The 19,327-nt window shown below is 74.2% G+C and carries 14 protein-coding genes; 8 read left to right on the top strand and 6 right to left on the bottom strand.

What is annotated here, in order from left to right; all coding sequences use genetic code 11:
• The first annotated feature begins 35 nt into the window (after positions 1-35).
• Together IMZ35_RS11240 and IMZ35_RS11245 are read left to right on the top strand one after the other, a co-directional pair.
• A complete protein-coding gene (locus IMZ35_RS11240) occupies positions 36-4,148 on the top strand; it encodes a SpoIIE family protein phosphatase (protein WP_307867934.1) in 4,113 nt (1,370 codons plus the stop codon).
• Positions 4,145-4,447: an STAS domain-containing protein gene (locus tag IMZ35_RS11245; RefSeq protein WP_199440902.1), complete on the top strand. Its 303-nt coding sequence runs from the start codon at positions 4,145-4,147 to the stop codon at positions 4,445-4,447. Before IMZ35_RS11240 ends, IMZ35_RS11245 begins: the two co-directional genes overlap by 4 nt.
• Positions 4,448-4,460: 13 nt before the next feature.
• On the opposite strand, the gene IMZ35_RS11250 is transcribed toward IMZ35_RS11245, so the two are convergent.
• Together IMZ35_RS11250 and IMZ35_RS11255 are read right to left on the bottom strand one after the other, a co-directional pair.
• Positions 4,461-5,171, bottom strand: a complete 711-nt coding sequence (locus IMZ35_RS11250; RefSeq protein WP_307867935.1) for a PP2C family protein-serine/threonine phosphatase — start codon at positions 5,169-5,171, stop codon at positions 4,461-4,463.
• Between the two features lie 69 nt (positions 5,172-5,240).
• Positions 5,241-6,191, bottom strand: coding sequence for a DNA polymerase domain-containing protein (locus IMZ35_RS11255; RefSeq protein WP_199440904.1), 951 nt, complete (start codon positions 6,189-6,191; stop codon positions 5,241-5,243).
• A 182-nt stretch (positions 6,192-6,373) separates the two neighbouring features.
• Here IMZ35_RS11255 and IMZ35_RS11260 point away from each other — a divergent pair, with 182 nt between their 5' ends.
• Positions 6,374-6,802, top strand: coding sequence for an NUDIX hydrolase (locus IMZ35_RS11260; RefSeq protein ID WP_199440905.1), 429 nt, complete (start codon positions 6,374-6,376; stop codon positions 6,800-6,802).
• Positions 6,803-7,421: 619 nt separating this feature from the next.
• On the opposite strand, the gene IMZ35_RS11265 is transcribed toward IMZ35_RS11260, so the two are convergent.
• Complete coding sequence (locus IMZ35_RS11265) at positions 7,422-8,417, bottom strand: helix-turn-helix transcriptional regulator (RefSeq protein WP_199440906.1); 996 nt, start codon at positions 8,415-8,417, stop codon at positions 7,422-7,424.
• Positions 8,418-8,511: 94 nt separating this feature from the next.
• Between IMZ35_RS11265 and IMZ35_RS11270 the strand changes: the two genes are divergently transcribed.
• The 4 genes from IMZ35_RS11270 to IMZ35_RS11285 all read left to right on the top strand — a co-directional run bounded on the left by IMZ35_RS11270 (position 8,512) and on the right by IMZ35_RS11285 (position 15,629).
• Entirely contained in the window at positions 8,512-8,910 is a 399-nt protein-coding gene (locus tag IMZ35_RS11270) for a VOC family protein (RefSeq protein ID WP_199440907.1), read from the top strand.
• A gap of 65 nt (positions 8,911-8,975) precedes the next feature.
• A complete protein-coding gene (gene ybiA, locus IMZ35_RS11275) occupies positions 8,976-9,539 on the top strand; it encodes a riboflavin biosynthesis intermediates N-glycosidase (RefSeq protein ID WP_199440908.1) in 564 nt (187 codons plus the stop codon).
• 593 nt (positions 9,540-10,132) lie between these two features.
• Complete coding sequence (locus IMZ35_RS11280; RefSeq protein ID WP_199440909.1) at positions 10,133-12,103, top strand: alpha/beta fold hydrolase; 1,971 nt, start codon at positions 10,133-10,135, stop codon at positions 12,101-12,103.
• 427 nt (positions 12,104-12,530) lie between these two features.
• Positions 12,531-15,629, top strand: coding sequence for an AfsR/SARP family transcriptional regulator (locus IMZ35_RS11285; RefSeq protein ID WP_199440910.1), 3,099 nt, complete (start codon positions 12,531-12,533; stop codon positions 15,627-15,629).
• A 102-nt stretch (positions 15,630-15,731) separates the two neighbouring features.
• Here the strand turns inward: IMZ35_RS11285 and IMZ35_RS11290 are convergent, their stop codons facing one another.
• Together IMZ35_RS11290 and IMZ35_RS11295 are read right to left on the bottom strand one after the other, a co-directional pair.
• Complete coding sequence (locus IMZ35_RS11290) at positions 15,732-16,049, bottom strand: hypothetical protein (protein ID WP_199440911.1); 318 nt, start codon at positions 16,047-16,049, stop codon at positions 15,732-15,734.
• A gap of 16 nt (positions 16,050-16,065) precedes the next feature.
• Positions 16,066-17,217 carry a cellulose binding domain-containing protein gene (locus tag IMZ35_RS11295; protein ID WP_307867936.1) on the bottom strand — a complete coding sequence of 384 codons (1,152 nt, stop codon included), beginning with the start codon at positions 17,215-17,217 and terminating at the stop codon, positions 16,066-16,068.
• Between the two features lie 370 nt (positions 17,218-17,587).
• Here IMZ35_RS11295 and IMZ35_RS11300 point away from each other — a divergent pair, with 370 nt between their 5' ends.
• A complete protein-coding gene (locus IMZ35_RS11300) occupies positions 17,588-18,244 on the top strand; it encodes a lytic polysaccharide monooxygenase auxiliary activity family 9 protein (protein ID WP_229371369.1) in 657 nt (218 codons plus the stop codon).
• Positions 18,245-18,525: 281 nt separating this feature from the next.
• On the opposite strand, the gene IMZ35_RS11305 is transcribed toward IMZ35_RS11300, so the two are convergent.
• A complete protein-coding gene (locus tag IMZ35_RS11305; RefSeq protein WP_199440913.1) occupies positions 18,526-19,293 on the bottom strand; it encodes an alpha/beta fold hydrolase in 768 nt (255 codons plus the stop codon).
• Between the last annotated feature and the right edge of the window lie 34 nt (positions 19,294-19,327).

Genomic DNA, 19,327 nt, shown 5'->3' on the forward strand with positions numbered 1-19,327 from the left:
CCCCGCGGTCGCGTGTGAACAGCGAGGAGGCGCGGGTGCCGGGGAAACTGTCGTTGACATCCCTGGGCGAGATGGGTTCGGCGATCGCCGGGAAGGACTGGGCGTCCACGCCGATCGGGCCGATCGAGCAGTGGCCGCGCGGACTCCGGACGGCGATCAGCACGTGCCTGCCGTCCAGAATCCCCATGCTGCTGTGGTGGGGGCCGACCCTGGTGCAGCTCTACAACGACGCCTACCAGCCCTTCCTCGGTGACAAGCACCCCGCGTCGCTCGGCCAGCCCGCCGCGGAGTGCTGGGCCGAGGCGTGGCACGAGCTGGGACCGATGGCCGACGGCGTGCTCGCGGGCGGTGAGGCCACCTACTCGGAGAACCAGCTCCTCTTCATCAACCGCCACGGCTACCTGGAGGAGACGTACTGGACGTTCTCCTACAGCCCGATCCTCGACGACGACGGCGCCGTGCAGGGCATCTTCGTCGCCACCAGCGACACGACCCGCCGGGTGCTGTCGGAGCGGCGGCTGCGCACCGTGCGCGAGCTGGGCGCGGTGTCCACCACCGAGGTCGGCTCGGCCGCCGAGGCGTGCCGCGCCGTGCTGGACGTGCTGGCCGGGCACCGCACCGACGTGCCGTTCGCGCTCGCCCACCTGTTCGACGACGACGGCGACGACGCCGCGCTCGTGGCGTCCTACGGCATCGCCGCGGACGAGGACGCCGCGTCGGCCGTGCTCCCGCGCGCCCTCGTCGACCCCGCGCTGAGGGAGGTCGCCACCACCCGGAGCCCGCGCCTGATCAGCGGGCTGCGCGAGCACGTGGCGGCGGGCTTCGAGGCGGACGGCGCCCTCGGGTCCGCCGTTCCCGACCAGGCGATGGTGCTGCCCCTGACGGCCAGCGGACACACCGGGGTGCTGGGGGTGCTGGTGCTGGCCATCAGCCCCTACCGCGCGGTCAACGAGGACTACCTGGGCTTCTTCGACCTCGTCAGCGGCCAGGTCTCCACGGCCCTCACCGACGCCCTCGCCTACGTGGCCGAGCGGGAGCGGTCGGCCGCGCTGGCCGAGCTGGACCGAGCCAAGAGCGACTTCTTCGCCAACGTCAGCCACGAGCTGCGCACCCCGCTCACCCTCATCGCCGGTCCGGCCGCCGACGCGCTGGCCGACACCGCCGCGCCGCTGCTCCCGGCGCAGCGCCAGCGGCTGGAGCTGATCCAGCGCAACGCGCGGCTGCTGCGCAGGCTCGTGGACGAGCTGCTCGACTTCGCCCGGATCGAGGCGGGCGGGCTGCAACCCCGGTTCAGCGTCATCGACCTCGCCGAGCTGACCCGCGAGATCACCGAGTCCTTCGCCCCCGCCGTGCTGCGGGCCGGGCTGGGCCTGGAGGTCGACTGGTCGGAGCTGTCCCGACCGGCCGTGGTCGACGTGGACATGTGGGAGAAGATCCTGCTCAACCTGCTGTCCAACGCGGTGAAGTACACCCCGAGGGGCGGCGTGCGCGTGTCGCTGGCGCAGGACGGCGACCACGCCGTGCTGCGCGTGGCCGACACGGGCGTGGGCGTGCCCGCCGACGAGCTGCCGCTGCTGTTCCAGCGCTTCCACCGGGTGCGCAGCACGCGGGGCCGCTCGCACGAGGGCGCCGGCATCGGCCTCGCCCTGGTGCGCGAGCTGGTCGCGCTGCACGGCGGCACCGTCTCCGCGACGTCCGCCGAGGGCGCGGGCGCGACGTTCACCGTGCGCGTGCCGCTGGACTCCACCGCGGCGCGGGACGCCCCCGAGGACACCACCGCGGATGCGCGCAGCCCGCTGGCCGGCGCCTACCTGGAGGAGGCGCTGCGCTGGAGCGCCGCCGACGAACCGGAGGCGCCAGCCGAGGACGACGACGCCGATCCGGCCAGGGCCGTGGTGCTGGTCGTCGAGGACAACGTCGACATGCGCGGGCTGCTGACCCGCCTGCTGCGCCCGCACTACCGGGTGCTGCTCGCCGGAGACGGCAGGGCCGGCCTGGCCGCGGCCCGCGAACACCGGCCGGACCTGGTGCTCAGCGACGTGATGATGCCCGAGCTGGACGGCCTGGGCCTGCTGCACGCGCTGCGCCGCGACCCGACCACCGCCGCGATCCCCGTGGTGTTCCTGTCCGCCCGCGCGGGCGAGGACGCCGCCGTCGTGGGGCTCGACGCGGGCGCCGACGACTACCTGCCCAAGCCGTTCTCCACCCACGAGCTGATCGCCCGCGTCCGCGCGAACGTCGAGCTGTCCCGCCTGCGCCGCGGTGAGGCCGAGTTCCGCCGCGCGCTCGTCGACTCCCTGCAGGAGGGCTTCTTCGTCGCCGACCACACCGGGGCGATCGTCGAGATCAACAGCGCGTGGGCGAGCATCACCGGCTACGGACCCGAGAGCCTGCCCCACCTGGCCCCGTACCCGTGGCTGGCGGACCCGGAGACCCGGCCCGACCTGCGCTCGTCGCAGGACGAGGCCATGAACCGGCTGGCGGAGGACGGCTGCGGCGACTTCGTCATCCCGCTGTGCCACCGCGACGGCCACGTCCTCTGGGTGGCGCTGAGCTCCAACTCCATCGAGGGCGACGGCGGCCGGATCTTCGTGGGCACCCTCCGCGACGTGACGGCGGAGCGGTCGGCGGCGCTGCGCCAGTCGGCCCTGCACGGCTTCGCCGTCGCGCTCGCCGCCGCCACCGACGTCACCGAGGTCCTCGACGCCGGGATCGCCGGACTGCGTCCCGTCCTCGGGGCGTCCAGCGCCGTGGCCGCGGTGTGGCCCTCCGACGCCGACGACGGCGTGATCGTCGGCGCCCCCTCCGGCGGGTTCGCCGACCTGCCGCCGATGATCGCCGCCGCGCTGGACGACGCGCGGCGGCACCCCGTCGCGTCGGTCAACGCGACGCCGGGGCCCGGCGGGGAGGGCGTGCTCGGACTGGCCGCCCCGCTCGACGGGGACGCGGCCGTGTGGCTGGGCTTCCCCCCGTCGCACTCGGTGTCCGCCGAGGACCGCTCGCTGTTCGCGCTGCTCGCGAGCCACCTCGCGCAGGCGCTCCTGCGCGCCCGCAGCTACGACCAGGCGCGCACCGTCGCGCTGACCCTCCAGCACGCGATGCTGGGCCCGACCGAGCTGCCGCCGGGGTTCGCCGTCCGCTACGAGCCCGCCGTGCAACCGCTGGAGGTCGGCGGCGACTGGTACGACGTCGTCCCGCTGCCCGGTGGCCGCATCGGCGTCGTCGTCGGCGACTGCGTGGGCCACGGTCTCGCGGCGGCGGCCGTCATGGGCCAGCTGCGCAGCTCCTGCCGCGCGCTCATGCTGCGCGGCGGCGGACCGGCGCAGGTGCTCCAGGACCTCGACGCGTTCGCCGAGCAGATCCCCGGAGCCATGTGCACCACCGTGTTCTGCGCCGTGATCGAACCCTCGGGCGGCGTGCTGCGCTACAGCAGCGCGGGGCACCCGCCCGCCGTGCTCGGCCACGCGGGGGGCGGTGGCGAGCTGCTGGAGGGCGCGCGGTCCCTGCCGCTGGGCGTCGACGCCACGACCGTGCGCGGCGAGGAGACCGCCGAGCTGAAGATCGGCTCGGTGCTGCTGCTCTACACCGATGGCCTCGTGGAGCGGCGCGGCGTGCCCCTGGACGACGGGGTGGACGCGACGCGCGACGTCGTGGCGTCCGGTGTGGACCTGAGGCCGTCGCAGCTGGCCGACCGGCTGCTGGCCGAGCTGCTGCCCGCCGGGGGCCACGACGACGACGTGGCGCTGGTCGTCTACCGGCACCCGCCCGTGCCGCTGCGCCTGGAGATGCCCGGCGTCGCCACGCAGCTGGCGCCCATGCGAGCGCGCCTGCGCGAGTGGCTGGCGGGCGCGGAGATCTCCGAGGAGGTCTCCGACGAGGTCGTGCTGGCGGTGGGCGAGGCGTGCGCCAACGCCGTCGAGCACGGCTACGCCGACGGCCGGGTCCACCCCGTGCTGGTCACCGCGAGCGCCGAGGACGGCGCGCTGGAGCTGGCCGTCGCCGACAGGGGCATCTGGAAGCCCCCCGGAGACGACCCCGGCTACCGCGGTCGCGGGATCGAGATGATGAGGGCGTTCATGGACGAGGTGGAGGTGCTGCCCGGTGAGGGCGGCACCGTCGTGCGGATGAGGAGGGCGTACCCGGCATGACCGCCCGGATCACCTCTCGCCCCGCCGCCGACCCCACCGGGAGCCCGCTGGTCGTGGTCGTCGGCGAGGTCGACCTGCACAACGCCGCCGAGCTGCACGACGCCCTCGCGACGGCGGCCAGCAACGCCGAACGCGTCGTGGTGGACCTGACGAAGACGGAGTACCTGGACAGCGCGGGCATCCGCGTGCTGTTCGCCCACGCGGGCCGGGTGCGCCTGGAACTGGTGGTGGAGGACAACCGCATCGTGTCGTCCGTCGTGGTGGTGTCGGGCCTGACCGCCCTGGTGGACGTGCGCTGACCCGCGGGCCGGGTCAGGACCCGGCCACCACGTCGGCCACCACCACGGTGACGTTGTCGGGTCCGCCGCGCTCCAGCGCCAGTTCGACCAGGCCGTCCGCGCACCCGCCCGGATCGCCCTTGCCCAGCGCCACGGCGAGGTCGTCGTCGTCCACCACGTCGGACAGGCCGTCCGAGCACAGCAGGTAGCGGTCACCGGGGTGCGCGGTCAGCTCGCTCGTCGTCGTCTCCACCGGGTGCTGCCCCATCAGCACGCGCAGCACCATCGACCGCTTGGGGTGCCTGCGCGCCTCCTCCGGCGTGATCCGGCCCGCGTCCACCAGCGACTGCACGAACGTGTCGTCGTGGGTGAGCCGGTGCAGCACGCCGTCGCGCAGCAGGTAGGTGCGGGAGTCGCCGACGTTGACCAGGCCGATCCGGTCGTCGGCGAACAGCAGGGCCGTCAGCGTCGTGCCCATGCCCTCCAGGTCGGGGTCCGCCGCGACGAGCCGCGAGATCTCCCGGTTGCCGTCGAGCACGGCCCGGTCCAGGCTGCCCAGCAGGTCGTCGCCGGACTCCTGGTCCAGCGGCGCCAGCGCGCTGATCACGACCCTGCTGGCGACCTCACCGGCCGCGTGACCCCCCATGCCGTCGGCGACCGCCAGCAGTCTCGACCCGGCGAACACCGAGTCCTCGTTGTTACCCCGGACAAGACCCCGATCGCTGCGGGCGGCGCAGTTCAGCACGAGCACATGTGATCAGACGCCCGCGAACCCCTGCGGGTTGCCCCCCGTTTCCCGGCCGCGGGAGGCCGCTCAGCCGCGCCGGGCGCGGGCCCGCCGCTTGCCCTCGTGCATCGCCTGCACGCGCGCCACGGGGATCGTGCGGCCCTCCTCCACCAACCCCCGGTCCAGCCGCTGCGGCTCGGGCAGCGCCTCCGCCCACGGGTCGCGCTCCGCGACCAGCCGCGCCGCCGTGCGCAGGGTGAAGTCGGCGGGGGCGACGCGGTCGAGGTCGTCCCAGGCCACCGGGAACGACACCGGCGTGCCCGGCCGCAGGCGCGGGCTGTAGACCGCGACCACGGTCGTCCCGCCCGCCCTGGTCGAGTCCAGGAACACCCGGCCGCCCCGGTCGTCGCGGACGAACGCGGTCGTGGTCAGTGCGGGGTCGAGGCGCTCGGCGCGCGCGGCGACCGCGCGGGTGGCCGCGGCCACGTCCTCGGTCGGCGCCTCGCCGTCGAGCGGCACGACGACGTGCAGCCCCTTCGCGCCGCTGGTCTTCACCGCACCGGCCATGCCGGCCTCCGCCAGGACCTCGCGGACCAGCCGGGCGGCGAGGACGGTCGCGGAGAACGCGTCGTCGGCCGGCGGGTCGAGGTCGAGCACGAGGTCCGTGGGACGGCCGGGCCGGTCCTCCCGCAGCAGCGGCACGTGGTACTCCACCGCCCGCTGGTTGGCGAACCAGAGCAGCGTGGGGCGGTCGTCGCACAGCGCGTAGGCCACCTCGCGGCGGGACGTCTCCGCCCACACCCGCACGGTCCGCACCCACGGGGGCGTGCGGTCGGGAACGTTCTTCTGCACGAACGGCGCTCGCCCGCGCAGCACCCGGATCACCGACAGCTGCCGGTCGCGCAGGACGGGCAGGACCCGGTCCGAGACGGCGTCCAGGTAGTCCACCAGGTCCCGCTTGGTGGCGTTCGCCCCGTCGAACAGGGGCTGGTCGAGATTGGTCAGCGTCACGCCGTCCCGCACCTCGTCAGCGCTCATGGCCACATCCTGCCCCCTGCGCGGCGGGGGAGCGAGAGCAACGGCACCGCCACGGATCGGGGTCACCTCTTGACAGGTGTTCGAACGTTTGTGCGAGTATGCGGGTGCGATCTTCGGGTCGCACGTCGGGCCCGGGGTGGGGAAGCGCCTCGGGCCCGACGCCGACGTCGGAGGTGCTGGCGGTGATCGTGCGACACGTGGTGGACGTGCACGTGGTGCTGCGGCGGGCCGACGAGGTGCTGCTCCTGCGGCGACGCGACCCGGCCCCCGAGTTCGACGGCGGCTGGCAGCCACCGGCGGGCAAGCTCGACGCCGGCGAGTCGGTGCTGACCGCCGCCGTGCGCGAGGCGTTCGAGGAGGTCGGCGTGGGGATCGACCCGGCCGACCTGCGACTCGTGCACACCGCGCACGCGCGCGTCCCAGGCCACGAACCGCGCCTGGGCCTGTTCTTCGCGTGCGAGCGCTGGAGCGGCGAACCGGCCAACCGCGAGCCGGACAAGTGCTCGGAGGTGGCCTGGTTCCCGCTGTCCGCCCTGCCGAGCCCCCTGCTGGAGTACCCGTGCAGCGGCCTGGCCGCGAGCGGCCCGCTGGCCGTGCTGGGCTGGGACTGAGAGCGTTCACCCGTCCGGGACGATGCGGGAGTGCGGACGTTCCAGCGCTTCGGCCCGGCCGACGGCCGGTGCGCCACTGCTCCTGCTGGTCGGGTGATCCGCGCGGACCTCGTCGTGGACACGGCGACGGGCGCGATCGGCCACGGGCCGTGTCCGCACGACGCACCGTGAGGACCGGAGGCCGACCGCGAGCGGTGGCGACGCGGTCGGTCGTGCGGATCTCCCACTCGCTGCGGTGGATCAGCGTGTGGCGGCGGCACGACAACACGAGGTTGTCGATGGTGGTGGGGCCGCCGTGGTGCCAGTGCCGGACGCGGTGGGCGTCGGTCCAGCGGGGTGGCCGGTCGCACCGGGGGGAGGCGCAGCCGCGGTCGCGCAGGTGCGGGGCTGGGTCGGCGTGACATCCGGCCGATGTCAGGACCCGGCTGTCACCGCCGAGCACGGCGGGGATGATTCCGGCGGTGCAGGCGATCTGCCGCGCCCGCGCGGCGCTGATCACCGCGCCGCCAGGTCGAGCAGGTCGGCGAATGCGTCACCTTGGCGTTCGGGTGGGGTGCGGGTGTCGGGTCCGGTGGCGTCGGCGGGGTGCTCCAGCGCAGTGCCGCCGCCCGCGCCGCGATCACCGTCGACGGCCGGACGCCTCCGCGCCGGGACGTCGGGTGAGCCGGGCCGACCGCGCGAGCCGGTCGGCGAGCGCCAGGACGAGATCGCGGAGCTCGTCCGGTCGCTCCACGACGAACGGCAGGTCCAGCGACGCGAGCACGCCAGGCAGCCAGTCGAGCCGTTCCACCCGCAGTTCGACGCGCGACCAGTCCCCGGCCTCCGTCACGACCGCGACGCTCGGGGGAAGCCGGGTGCGGATCTGCTCGGCGGACCCCCGAACCCGCAGGGCCACCTCGTGCCGGTGCGGAGCGGTGGCGAGTCCGGTGAGGACCCGCTGCGCCGGGTCGAGTTCGCCGGGCGGCTCGAACGAGCCGGGCAGGGGACTCGCACCGGCGATGCGGTCCAGCCGGAACGTCCGGTCCTCGCCGATCGCGGGGTCCGCTCCCGTCACGTACCACCTGCCCGAGTGGGCGACGAGCCCGTACGGGTGCAGCGTGCGTTCGCTGCGCCTGCCGTCGGCGGCGGTGTAGCGGATCGACACCGGCCGGTGGTTGCTCACGGCGTCGGCGAGCACGAGCAGGACCGCGCTCTCCGGGGCGGTCGGCTCAGCGGCCGGAGTGGTGAAGGTCAGGGAGCCGAGCACGGTGTCGAGCCTGCGGCCGAGCCGTTCGGGCAGCACTCGCCGGATCTTGGCCGCCGCGGTCTCGCTCGCCATTCCCGTGGCCGTCGCCAGGCCGACGCGCCGGCCCGCGATCAGGCCGAGCAGCACGGCGAGCGCTTCCTCGTCGCTCAGCATGATCGGGGGAGTGCGGTAGCCGGAGACGAGCCGGTAGCCGCCGTAGCGGCCACGCACCGATTCGACCGGCACGTCGAGGTCGAGGAGGTGGTCGACGTAGCGCCGCACCGTGCGTTCGTCCACGCCGAGCCGGTCGGCGAGGGAGGCGACGGTCTGGACACCGCCCGCCTGGAGGAGCTCCAGCAGGGTGAGCACGCGAGCGGTGGGGCGGGGCACGGGGAGAAGTCTGCCCGCGATACCGGGCGGATTCTGTCCGGTACCGGTCCTAGCGTGGGATCACCAGCACCGATCCACCGGGAGGACCCAGCTCATGAACTTCGTCTCGATCCGCGTCATCACCGAGGACGTCGCCCGCCTCGTCGACTTCTACGAGCGCGTCACCGGGGTGCGGGCGGACTGGGCGAACGAGGACTTCGCCGAACTCAGGACCGCGGCGGCCACCCTCGCGATCGCCAGCACCCGCACCGTCCCGCTGTTCGCGCCCGGCTCCGCCCACCCGGCCGACAACCGCAGCGTCGTCGTCGAGTTCCTCGTGGACGACGTGGACGGCGTGCACCGGAACCTGACCGGTGTCGTGGAGGAGTTCGTCACCGAACCCACCACGATGCCCTGGGGCAACCGCGCTCTGCTGTTCCGCGACCCCGACGGCAACCTCGTCAACTTCTTCACCCCCGTCACCCCGGCCGCCGTCGAGAAGTTCGCCCGCTGACACCGGGCGGCTGAAACGGGGAAATCCGGTGCGCCGAGGAGGATTCCCCGTCCACACTGGTCGTCGTGCCCGTGCAGCCGCGCAGCGTCGCCGATCTGACCCGTGCCCTCCTCGACGGGAAGCGGGTGGACTACCTGTTCTTCTGGGGGCACCGGCCCGAGCCGGACGGCGGCGTCGGCCGGGGTTGCCTGAGCCAGTGGTGGCCCGTGCCCTTCACCGTCGACGGGGTGCGCTTCGCCAGCGCCGAGCACCACATGATGTGGAGCAAGGCCGTGCTGTTCGGCGACGACGACACCGCGCGGGAGATCCTCGCGGCGCCCGACCCGCAGCGCGCCAAGAGCCTGGGGCGCACCGTGCGGGGGTTCGACCACGACACCTGGGAGCAGGCGCGCTTCGACGTCGTGGTGGCCGGCAACACGGCCAAGTTCGGCCAGCACGACGACCTGCGCGGCTTCCTGCTCGGCACAGGTGACCGCGTGCTGGTCGAGGCCAGCCCGGTCGATCCGGTGTGGGGCATCGGCCTGGCCGCAGACGACCCCGCGGCGGAAGACCCGGAGCGCTGGCGGGGACTCAACCTGCTCGGCTTCGCCCTGGCCGAGGTCCGCGCGGCGCTGCGGGCACGACCGTGAGCACCGTGCGCGTCGCACCGGCCGAACCGCGCCACCTCGACGAGCTCCTCAACAGCTGAGGGCGGTCCCGCTGGGAGCGCGGTGGACCTCGTCGAGCTGAACACCGACTCGCGCCCTGCTGGAGTCGGTCGCCGACCGCCTCCCGGCGGACACCGTCGCGCAGTACCGCAGGCCGGGCACGTCCTGGTCCTGCTGGCCCGGTTCGCGCACCGTTCCGGCCGTGCTGCGCGGCGGTGCACGCGGACAGCGCCAGGACGCCCGCCTCGGTCGCGTCGCGGGCGGCGGGGGTGTCGTCGGTGCGGTCCACGACCACGACCCGCGCGCCGCCAGGTCGACCGCAGCGGCGCCGCCGATGTCCAGTCCTCCCGGTCGCACACCGGTCGCCCCGGCGATGACGACCTCGCCGTCGGAGGAACCCGCGTCGGCCTCCGCTCCGCCCTGGCGTGCTCGATCGGGACCCCGCGTGAGCGGGACGGCACCGGGGTGAACGGTTCGTCGGCGGGGGACGGTGTCGAGCGCATCACCCGCCAGGGGGAGGAGTCCTCGGTCCGCCGGGGGAAGATCGGCCGCGCCGGAATTCCTACGGTTCTCCCATGGCTCAGTTCAAGTCCCGCGTCGTCGCTCTCGCGATCACCGCAGGCGTCCTGCTCTCCCTCGTGTACCTGAGCGTGCGGCCGGAGCAGACCCTCGCCGTGCCCGAGGGAGCGGGCGCTGGTTCGCTGACCACGGAGCAGTGCGACTTCTCGACCGAGGCCGGGACGGTCGCCGCCGACTGCGGCACGCTCGTGGTCCCGGAGAGCCGGAACGACCCGGCGTCCGAGCTGATCGCGCTCCCGGTGATCCGCGTCCGCGCCACCTCGCCCGATCCCGGCGAACCGGTCTTCCGGCTGGGCGGCGGTCCCGGCATGACGAACATGACCTTCCCCCAGGCGAGCAGGCTGAACGCCGACCACGACGTGGTCCTGGTCGGCTACCGGGGCGTCGACGGGTCGCGCCGCCTGGACTGCCCCGAGGTCGGTCTGGCCATGCAGTCGTCGGACGACCTCACCGGTGCCGAGGCCCTGCCCACCACCACCAGGACGTTCGAGCTGTGCGCGAAGCGGCTGACCGGCGACGGCGTCGACCTCACCGCCTACTCGATCGTCCAGCGGGTCGAGGACCTGGAGGCGGCCCGCACCGCGCTGGGCTACTCGACGATCAACCTGGTCAGTTCGAGCGCCGGGACGCGCACCGCGATGATCTACTCCTGGCGGCACCCCGACTCGCTGAACCGGTCCGCGATGATCTCGGTCAACCCGCCCGGCCACTTCTTCTGGGACCCGCGCACCACCGACTCGCAGTTCGAGCAGTACTCGGAACTGTGCCGGGCCGACGCCACCTGCTCCGCGCGCACGCCGGACCTCGCGGCCACGGTGCGGGACACCGCCGCCGACATCCCCGAGAGCTGGGGGCCGCTGCGGATCAAGGACACGGGTGTCCGCGTCCTGAGCCAGTACGCCATGCACCACAACGGCCCGGCGTCCGCTCCGAACAACGCGCCGACCCTCGTCGACGCCTACCTCAGCGGTGACACCGGCGCCCTGTGGGCCATGTCGGTCCTGGCCGACGTCACGCTGCCCACCTCGATCGTCTGGGGCGAGTTCGCCTCGTTCGCCGCGATCGACGCCCCGGCGGCCCAGAGCTACTACGACGACGGCGGCGATCCCGGTTCGATCCTGGGCAACGCGTCGACCGACTTCCTCTGGGGCGGGCCGTCGGGCTTCTCCACGGTGTGGCCGGACAGCCCCGACAACGCCGAGTACCGCACGACGCGCCCGAGCGACGTGGAGACCCTCCTGGTCAGCGGCTCGGTCGACTTCTCCACCCCCGCGCGGTTCGCCACCGACGAGCTGCTGCCCTCGCTGTCGCGCGGGCAGCAGGTGATCCTCCCCGACCTGGGCCACACCGCCGACTTCTGGGAGCACCGCCCCGAGGCGGGGCAGCACCTGCTGACCACGTTCTTCGACACCGGCGAGGTGGACAGCTCCCGGTTCGACACCCGCCCGGTCGACTTCGCGGCCGTGCCGCTGAGCATGTCCACGATCGCCAAGCTCCTGATCGGCGTCACCGTCACCGGCGCAGCCCTGGCCCTGCTCCTGCTCGGCGCGATGGCCCGCAGGTGGTACCGGCGCGGCGGCTTCGGCCCGCGGGCGGGCGTCTGGCTCCGCGTCCTGACGGTCGTCCCGCTCGGCCTGGGCGGCTGGTTCCTGGGCGTCCTGCTGGTCTGGACCGTCGACCCGGACGACTTCGTGGCCAGCGCGACGGCCACTGTGCCCGGTGCGGGCCTGCTGATCGGCCTCGGCACGTACCTGGCCGCCACCCGCCGCGACCTGCCGTCCCGCGTTCAGCGGGCGAGCCTGATCGCCGCGATCGGCGGGGCGCTCCTCGGCGGGGTGCTGGGCTCCGTCGCGGTGCCGGGCCTCGTGGCGCCGGTCACCGTGATCGTCGGAGCGGCCGCGGCGGCGAACCTCGCCCTGCTGGTCCTCGGCCTCTCGTCCCGGTCCGTCCCCCGCACCGCGTCCTGACGAGCACGACTCCCCGCTGTGCGCCCGCCGAGCGCACAGCGGGGTTTCGTCACGTTCGAGCTGAAACGGCCAGCGGCTCGTGCGGGGACAGCGCGATCCACCGGCCGGTGCGGCTGGCCCGCGAACCCGGTCGCGAACGGACCGACCACGACGGAGCTCGTCGCCGTCGCGGTGGTGAGCAGCCGCACCCCTCAGCGCGATGCCGGTCCCGGCCACGACCAGCGGCGGCCGAGTTCGGGCACGACCGTCCCGGAGCGGGCGGGGGGCGACGGTGGCCGTGCGGTGACGGGCAACTCCGCGGCACGCGGCGGGCACCGGCGTTTCGTCACGGTCGCGGGTGACGCCACGCGTCACGACGGGAGGCGTTGGGCCGGTCGGCCGCATTTGCCTCCGGACGACCACCCCCGCCGCCGGGGTGTGACAGCCTGTGCACGGCAGGTGGCAGGGGTGGGAGCTGGTGATGGAGTTCGGCGTGCTGGGGCCGGTGTCCGTGCGCGACGGCGAGAGGGAGATCCGGCTCAGCGGCAGACTCCGCAGACTGCTCGCCGCGCTGCTCTGCGAACGGGGTTCCGCGGTGCACCCGTCGACCCTGGTGGAGACGATCTGGGGTGATCAGCCGCCGCGCGACGTCCGCAACACCCTCCAGGTCAACGTGCACCGGCTGCGCACGGCGCTGGGCAGCGCGCAGCGCATCGCGCACGGCCCGGCCGGGTACACCCTGCACGTCGAGCGCGGAGAGGTGGACGCGGACCGCTTCGCCGATCTCGCCGCCGACGGCCGGCGCGCGCTGGTCGCGGGCGACCTGGACGCGGCGAGCGCGCTGCTGGGGCGGGCGCTGCGGCTGTGGCGGGGAGCGCCGTTCGCCGACCTGGCCGACCTGGAGGTGGCCCGCAACGAGGCCGCGCGGCTGGAGGAGCAGCGGCTGATCGTCGTCGAGGAGCGCATCGCGGCCGACCTGCGGCGCGGCTCGACCGCCGAGGTGGTGCCCGAACTGCGCGCCCTGATCCGCCGCCACCCCTACCGGGAGCGGGCGCGCGGCTACCTGATGATCGCGCTGCACCGCACCGGGCGGCAGGCCGAGGCGCTGAAGCTGTACCGGGCGACGCACAGCGGGTTCATCGCCGAGCTGGGCATCGAACCCGGCTCCGAGCTGCGCGCGCTGCACGAGGCGATGCTGCGCGAGGAACCGCTGCCGCGCTTCGCCGACGTCCCGGCCGAGTCGGAGACCGCCGCGGTGGCCGCCGACGCCGCGGTCGTGCCGGTGCCGCGTCAGCTCCCCGCGGCCAGCACGTGCTTCGCCGGGCGGTCGGACGTGCTGGCCGAGCTGGCGGCGCTGCTGGCCCGCCCGGTGCCGCCGTCGACGATGGTGATCTCCGCGATCGACGGTGTCGCCGGCATCGGCAAGACCGCTCTCGCGCTGCACGTCGCGCACTCCCGGACGCACGAGTTCACCGACGGCCAGCTGCACGTGAACCTCCGCGGCTTCGACCCGGTGCACCCGCCGGTGGAGCCGGTCGAGGCGCTGGGCCAGTTCCTGCGGGCCCTCGGCGTGCCCGCCGAGCGCGTGCCGTCCGGTGTGGACGAGCAGGCCGCGCTGTACCGCTCGCTCCTCGCCGGTCGCCGCGTGCTGATCCTGCTCGACAACGCCGTCAGCGCCGAGCAGGTCAGACCGCTGCTGCCCGGCACCTCCACCTGCCTGGTGCTCGTCACCAGCCGCAACCGCCTCACCGGCCTGGTCGTCCGCGACGGCGCGCACCACGTGGCGCTCGACCCGCTGAGCGAGCAGGAGGCCCTGTGGCTGATCACCGAGCTGCTGGGCGAGGACCGCGTCGGCTCACGAGCGGAGGCCGCCGAGCTGGTGCGGCTGTGCGGACGGCTGCCGCTCGCGCTGCGCATCGTCGCGGGCGACCTCGCCGTGCACCCCGGTCGCGCGGTGGGCGACGTGGTCGCCGAACTGCGCGAGGGCGACCGGCTGGGCGCGCTGGAGGTCGAGGGCGACGCCGAGTCCACCGTGCGCGCGGCGTTCGCGCTGTCCTACGCCGCGCTGGACGAGCCGGTGCGCGAGGCGTTCCGGCACATCGGCGTGCACCCCGGTCCCGTCGTGACGCCGGTGGCGCTGGCCGCGCTGCTGAACCGCACCGAGAACGCGGCGGACGAGCTGCTGCGCCGCCTCGTGGAGACCAACCTCGTCGAGGAGGAGCGCCCGGAGCGGTTCCGGCCGCACGACCTGGTGCGCGTGTACGCGACCGAGTGCGCGGAGCGCGAGATGACCGCGGTGCAGCGCGAGGACGCGCTGAACCGCCTGCTGACGGTCTACTCGCACACCGCGCTGCTCGCCGGTGAGCTGCTGTTCCCCAGGGTCGGCCCGAGCCTGGAGGGGCGCTCCGAGGCGGTGCTGCGGATCGAGCCGCGCTCGGAGGAGGAGGCCCTGCTCTGGTTCGAGACCGAGCGGGCCAACCTCGTCTCCGCCGTGCTGCACGCCGCCGAGCACGGCCCGCTGCCCGAGGCGTGCCGTCTGGCCGACGCGCTGCGCGGGTTCTTCATGGTGCGCAAGCACCTCCCGGACTGGCTGGCGGTCGGCCGGGCCGCGCTCGCCGCGGCCGAACGCCTCGGAGACCGGCACGCGCGGGCCGCCATGCACGCCTCGCTGGCGCTGGCGCACTGGACGCGGGTGGAGTACCGGCTCGCGATCGAGCACTTCGAGCAGGCGCACGAGCACTACTCCCACGCCGGGCTGCGGCACGGCGAGGGCGGCGTCATGACCAACCTCGGCGGCATCCACTGGGAGCTGGGACAGCTGGAACTGGCCGAGAAGGCCTACGTCGTGGCGCGCGCCGCCTTCGAGGAGATCGGCTCGCGCGACGGCATCGCGACCGTCGTGGGCAACCTCGGGCTGATCCGGCAGGACCGCGGGGACCTCGACGAGGCGCTGGAGCTGTTCCGCACGGCGCTGGCCACGTCCGAGGAGCTGGGATCGCTGTACGGCATGGCGATCTACCAGGTGAACCTGGGCCGCCTGCACCGCGACCGGGGCGAACTGCGGGAGTCGACGCTGGCCCTGCACCGCGCGCTGGACCTGTACGAGCGCAACGGCGCGCGGGACGTGGAGGGCTACGCCCGCAACGAGCTGGGCCGGGTCGCGCTGGACGACGGCCGCGTCGAGGAGGCGGGCGAGGCGGCGCGGCGCGCGCTGCTGGTGGCCGAGCAGATCGGCGAGACGCGCCTGGAGGTCGACGCGACGAGCTTGCTGGGCGACGTGCACCGCGCCACCGGCGACACCGCGCGGGCCGCGGAGCACCACGGCAGGGCGCTCGCCGTGGCCAGGGAGGCGGGCTACGTGCGCGGAGAGCTGGAGGGGATGCTCGGACTGGCGCACGACGAGCTGGCCGCCGGACGCGCCGAGACCGCACTCGAACACGCCCGCGCCGCCGCCGGGGTCGCCGCGCGGGCCGGGTTCGAGCTGTTCGTCGTGAGCGCCCGCCGCGCGGAGGAGACGATCAGGGGCAGCGGCGGCACGTCGTCGTGATCTCCTCGCGGACCGGCGACGCCGCCGCGCGATCGGCGCCGCGCCGGTAGCGGACGCGGCCGGACCGGCGAGCGGCCACCTCGAACCGCCGTCCGGTGGAGTTCAGCCGAGCGGCACGGCCACGACCCCCGCGACGACCACCAGGACCGCGATGACGCCTACGGCGAGCCGGTGCGGCCCCCGGTGCACGTCGTCCTCAGCGGTGACCAGGCGGAGCCCGATCAGCCCGATCAGCCCGATCAGCGCGGTCGTCGCGACGGACCCGCGGACGAGCGACGACGCTCCGACGTCGCCGAGCAGTCGACACCCCCACGAGGACGGACAGGCCGTTCCGGCGGTACTGCGGGAGGTGGTCGCGCGTCGCCGTCCGGACGAGGAGAGGTGGGTGCGGGTCCGGCCGCCCAGAGGCCGGACCCGCACCCCGCGAGTCCCGCGGTCAGCCGGAGCAGCCCGGGCGGGACGTGGCCAGTGCGACGTCGTCGAACCAGAGGGTGTCGTCGCCGCTGCCGTAGCTCTCCCAGCCCAGGCGCAGGTCGGTCACGGCGGGTCGCCAGCCGGTGCGGCGCAGCCACTGGCCGTCGACGTCGGCGGTCGGCACCCCGTCCACCTGGAGCCCGGCGACGGCAGTGCCGTTCACCCACGTGCTCAGGTGGCCGTTCGCCCCGTCCACCCGGAACTCGACGCAGGTCCAGGTGTTCAGCGGCAGCGGCGCGCTCTGCGCGACACCGGCGGGGCTCTGCTCGGGCAGCGTGGCGTCGTCGGACTCGCGGTTCCACTGCAGGGCACGGTTCTGCCCGCCCATGCGCAGGTCCTTGCCGTTGTCCGCGCTGTCGCGCATCGCCAGGAACGTCACGTGCGCCTCGGGGAGCGCGGTCGTGTGGCGGACCCAGAACCGGCCGAACACGGGCTGTCCGGCCGGCAGCCCGGAGAGGCCGGTGCCGACGAAGACGTGGTTGCAGTACCCCGCTCGGCCGTCGACGCGGACCGACTTCGACCCGCTGTGCGCGACCGCGGAGTCCACGGAGGCCGTGCCGGTGCCGGAGCAGTTCGGTGAGCCGACGGTCCAGCGGCCGGACGGGGTGACGCCGGTCTGGTCCTCGAACCCGTCGCACACCCCGCCGCTCGGGCAGTCGACCGGGGGGACCGGCGTCGTGGTCGTGGTCGTGGTCGTCGTCGTGGGAGGGACGCCGTCGTCGTTGCAGCGCACGCCGTTGAGCGCGAAGTCTGCCGGGGTGGCGTTGGTGCCGCTGTAGGTGGCCTGGAACCCGAACTGCGCCGATCCGCCGGTCGGCAGCGCGCCGGTGCCGGCCGCGCTCACCGTCCGTCCGGACTGGACGACGGTCGCGTTCCAGCCCGAGACCACCCGCTGGTCCCCGGCGAACGTCCAGGTGAGCGTCCAGCTCGGCAGGGCGGCCCCGGCGTTGCTCACCGCGACCTGCGCGACGAACCCGCCGGTCCACTGGTTCAACTGGTAGGTCGTGGTGCACGCGGGCGCGGCGCCCGCCGAAGTGCCGCCCGCGACGACGAGCGCCGCCGTGACGGCGGTCGCGCCGAGCGCGGCGGTCAGCCGTGCGATTCCGATTCTCACGCGTCCTCCTCGTCGGCACTGACTTCTGGGAGCGCTCCCAGGACTGTAACGAGCCGGACATCTGCCGCAAGTCGAACTGTTTCCCCGGTGGCGCAACGGTTGTCGCGATCCGTGATCCGGCCGCATGGCGGGTGGTGCGGCGATCCGGCGATCGGGTAGATCTGGGAGCGGGTCGGGTGGAATCCTCACCCGGCGCACCCGCGTGGCCGGGTGGGAGTGGGCCGAAGGGTTGAGGCATAACGGTTTCCTGTCGATGCGGCCGTTGAGACGCTCGGTTGACGCCGGGTGAACCGGATGCGATCGTCGGTGGACTGGGAGCGCTCCCAGTCTCCGGGGGACACCACAGCGCAGTGACGAAGGAGAAAAGGTCTTGCGACACAAGCGCACCGCGGCGTCGGCCGCCGCACTCGTCACCGCCCTCGTCGCGAGCACGATGCTCGCCCAGAGCGGTGAAGCACTGGCACACGGCTCGATGACCTACCCGTCGAGCAGGACCCACGCCTGCTACGAGGACGGTCGTGCGCACGGCAACGGCGACCTGAACCCGACCAACCCGGCCTGCGTGCAGGCCGTCGCCATCGGCGGCAAGCAGCCGCTGTGGGACTGGTTCGGCAACCTGATCAGCAACGCCGCCGGACGCCACCAGCAGATCATCCCCGACGGTCACCTGTGCGGCCCGCAGGTCAAGTACGACGGCTACAACCTCGCGCGCGCCGACTGGCCCAGCACCCAGCTCCGCGCGGGCGCGCCGATCACCTTCCGGTACAACGCCTGGGCGCCGCACCCCGGCACCTGGCAGCAGTACGTGACGAAGGACGGCTTCAACCCGGCGGCACCGCTCAAGTGGTCCGACCTGGAGGCCCAGCCGTTCGACCAGATCACCAACCCGCCGCTGGCGGGCGGCGAGTACCGCTGGAACGCCACCCTGCCGAACAAGACCGGGCGGCACGTCATCTACTCGATCTGGCAGCGCTCGGACAGCCCCGAGGCCTTCTACAGCTGCTCGGACGTCGTCTTCACCCGGTAGTTCCCAGCCGGGCTCGGGTTCGCCGGGGCCAGGACCAGCACGGCGAACCCGACGGCGGTCACGCCGCCCGCGCGGTGGCGTGACCGCACGAGGAGCGGACCCGCACAACGTCGTGCGGGTCCGCGCCACATCTCCGAGTTGAGCGTTCGAGCACGGTGAGCTGAGCGTTCGAGACGGAGCTCGCCGCGAGCAGCGCGACGCCCGCCGCCAGTGCCAGCGGGGTGCGCGGGCTCGTGCCGGAACGCTCCACCCGCGGTGCTGGAACGGGCGACTCGCGCGGTTCAGGCGTCCAGGTCGGACAGGAACGCGGCCAGGGCTTCGTTGACCTCCGCCGGGCGTTCCAGGTTCGGGAGGTGGGCCGAGTCCACCACCAGCAGGCGCGAGTCGGGCAGGAGGGCGTGCATCCCGCGGACCTCGGCCACCGGCGTGTACTCGTCCTGCGTCCCGACGACCACCAGCGCCGGGACCGTCGCCCCGGCCAGCACGCCGGACAGGTCGGGGCGCTCGCACCGGCCCCGCATCGCGGCGGCCGCCGCGGCGGGGGACGTCCGGCGCATCACGTCGAGCACGTGCGCCGCCACCCGCGGGTCCGCGGTGGGCGAGACCATCCGGTGCAGCACCTCCCGCGCGTACGGGTCGAGCCCCTCGGCCTCCAGGCGCGCGGCCGTCGCGCGGCGGGCGTCGGCGGCCTCGGGCGTGTCGGCGGCGGGCGAGGTCGCCATCAGCACCAACCCGCGCACCCGCTGCGGGAACATCCGCAGGAACGTCATGACGATCTGCCCGCCCATCGACAGACCGCCGATCACGACCGACTCCACCTCCAGCGCGTCCAGCAGCGCGGCGAGGTCACCGGCGAAGTCCTCCAGGCGCACGGGACCCGGCCCGCTGGCGGGGCTCGCGCCGTAACCGCGCAGGTCCGGCACGATCACCCGCCGCTCGGGGCTGAACCGCTCGACCTGCGGACGCCACGTCGTGCGGTCGAACGGGTGGCCGTGCACCAGCAGCAGCGGTGTGCCGCCGCGTCCCTCGTCGTCGAACGCCAGTTCCACGGAAGGCTCCTCTCGTTGACGCTTCGAGGCTATT

Source organism: Umezawaea beigongshangensis, from assembly GCF_016464305.1.
GTDB classification, from domain to species: domain Bacteria; phylum Actinomycetota; class Actinomycetes; order Mycobacteriales; family Pseudonocardiaceae; genus Umezawaea_A; species Umezawaea_A beigongshangensis.

What these genes read in the sequence shown, in the direction of transcription:
- IMZ35_RS11245 (WP_199440902.1), top strand. Translation starts at nt 4,145, where the DNA reads ATGACCGCCCGGATCACCTCTCGCCCCGCCGCCGACCCCACCGGGAGC.
- IMZ35_RS11255 (WP_199440904.1), bottom strand. Translation starts at nt 6,191, where the DNA reads ATGAGCGCTGACGAGGTGCGGGACGGCGTGACGCTGACCAATCTCGAC.
- IMZ35_RS11270 (WP_199440907.1), top strand. Translation starts at nt 8,512, where the DNA reads ATGAACTTCGTCTCGATCCGCGTCATCACCGAGGACGTCGCCCGCCTC.
- IMZ35_RS11280 (WP_199440909.1), top strand. Translation starts at nt 10,133, where the DNA reads ATGGCTCAGTTCAAGTCCCGCGTCGTCGCTCTCGCGATCACCGCAGGC.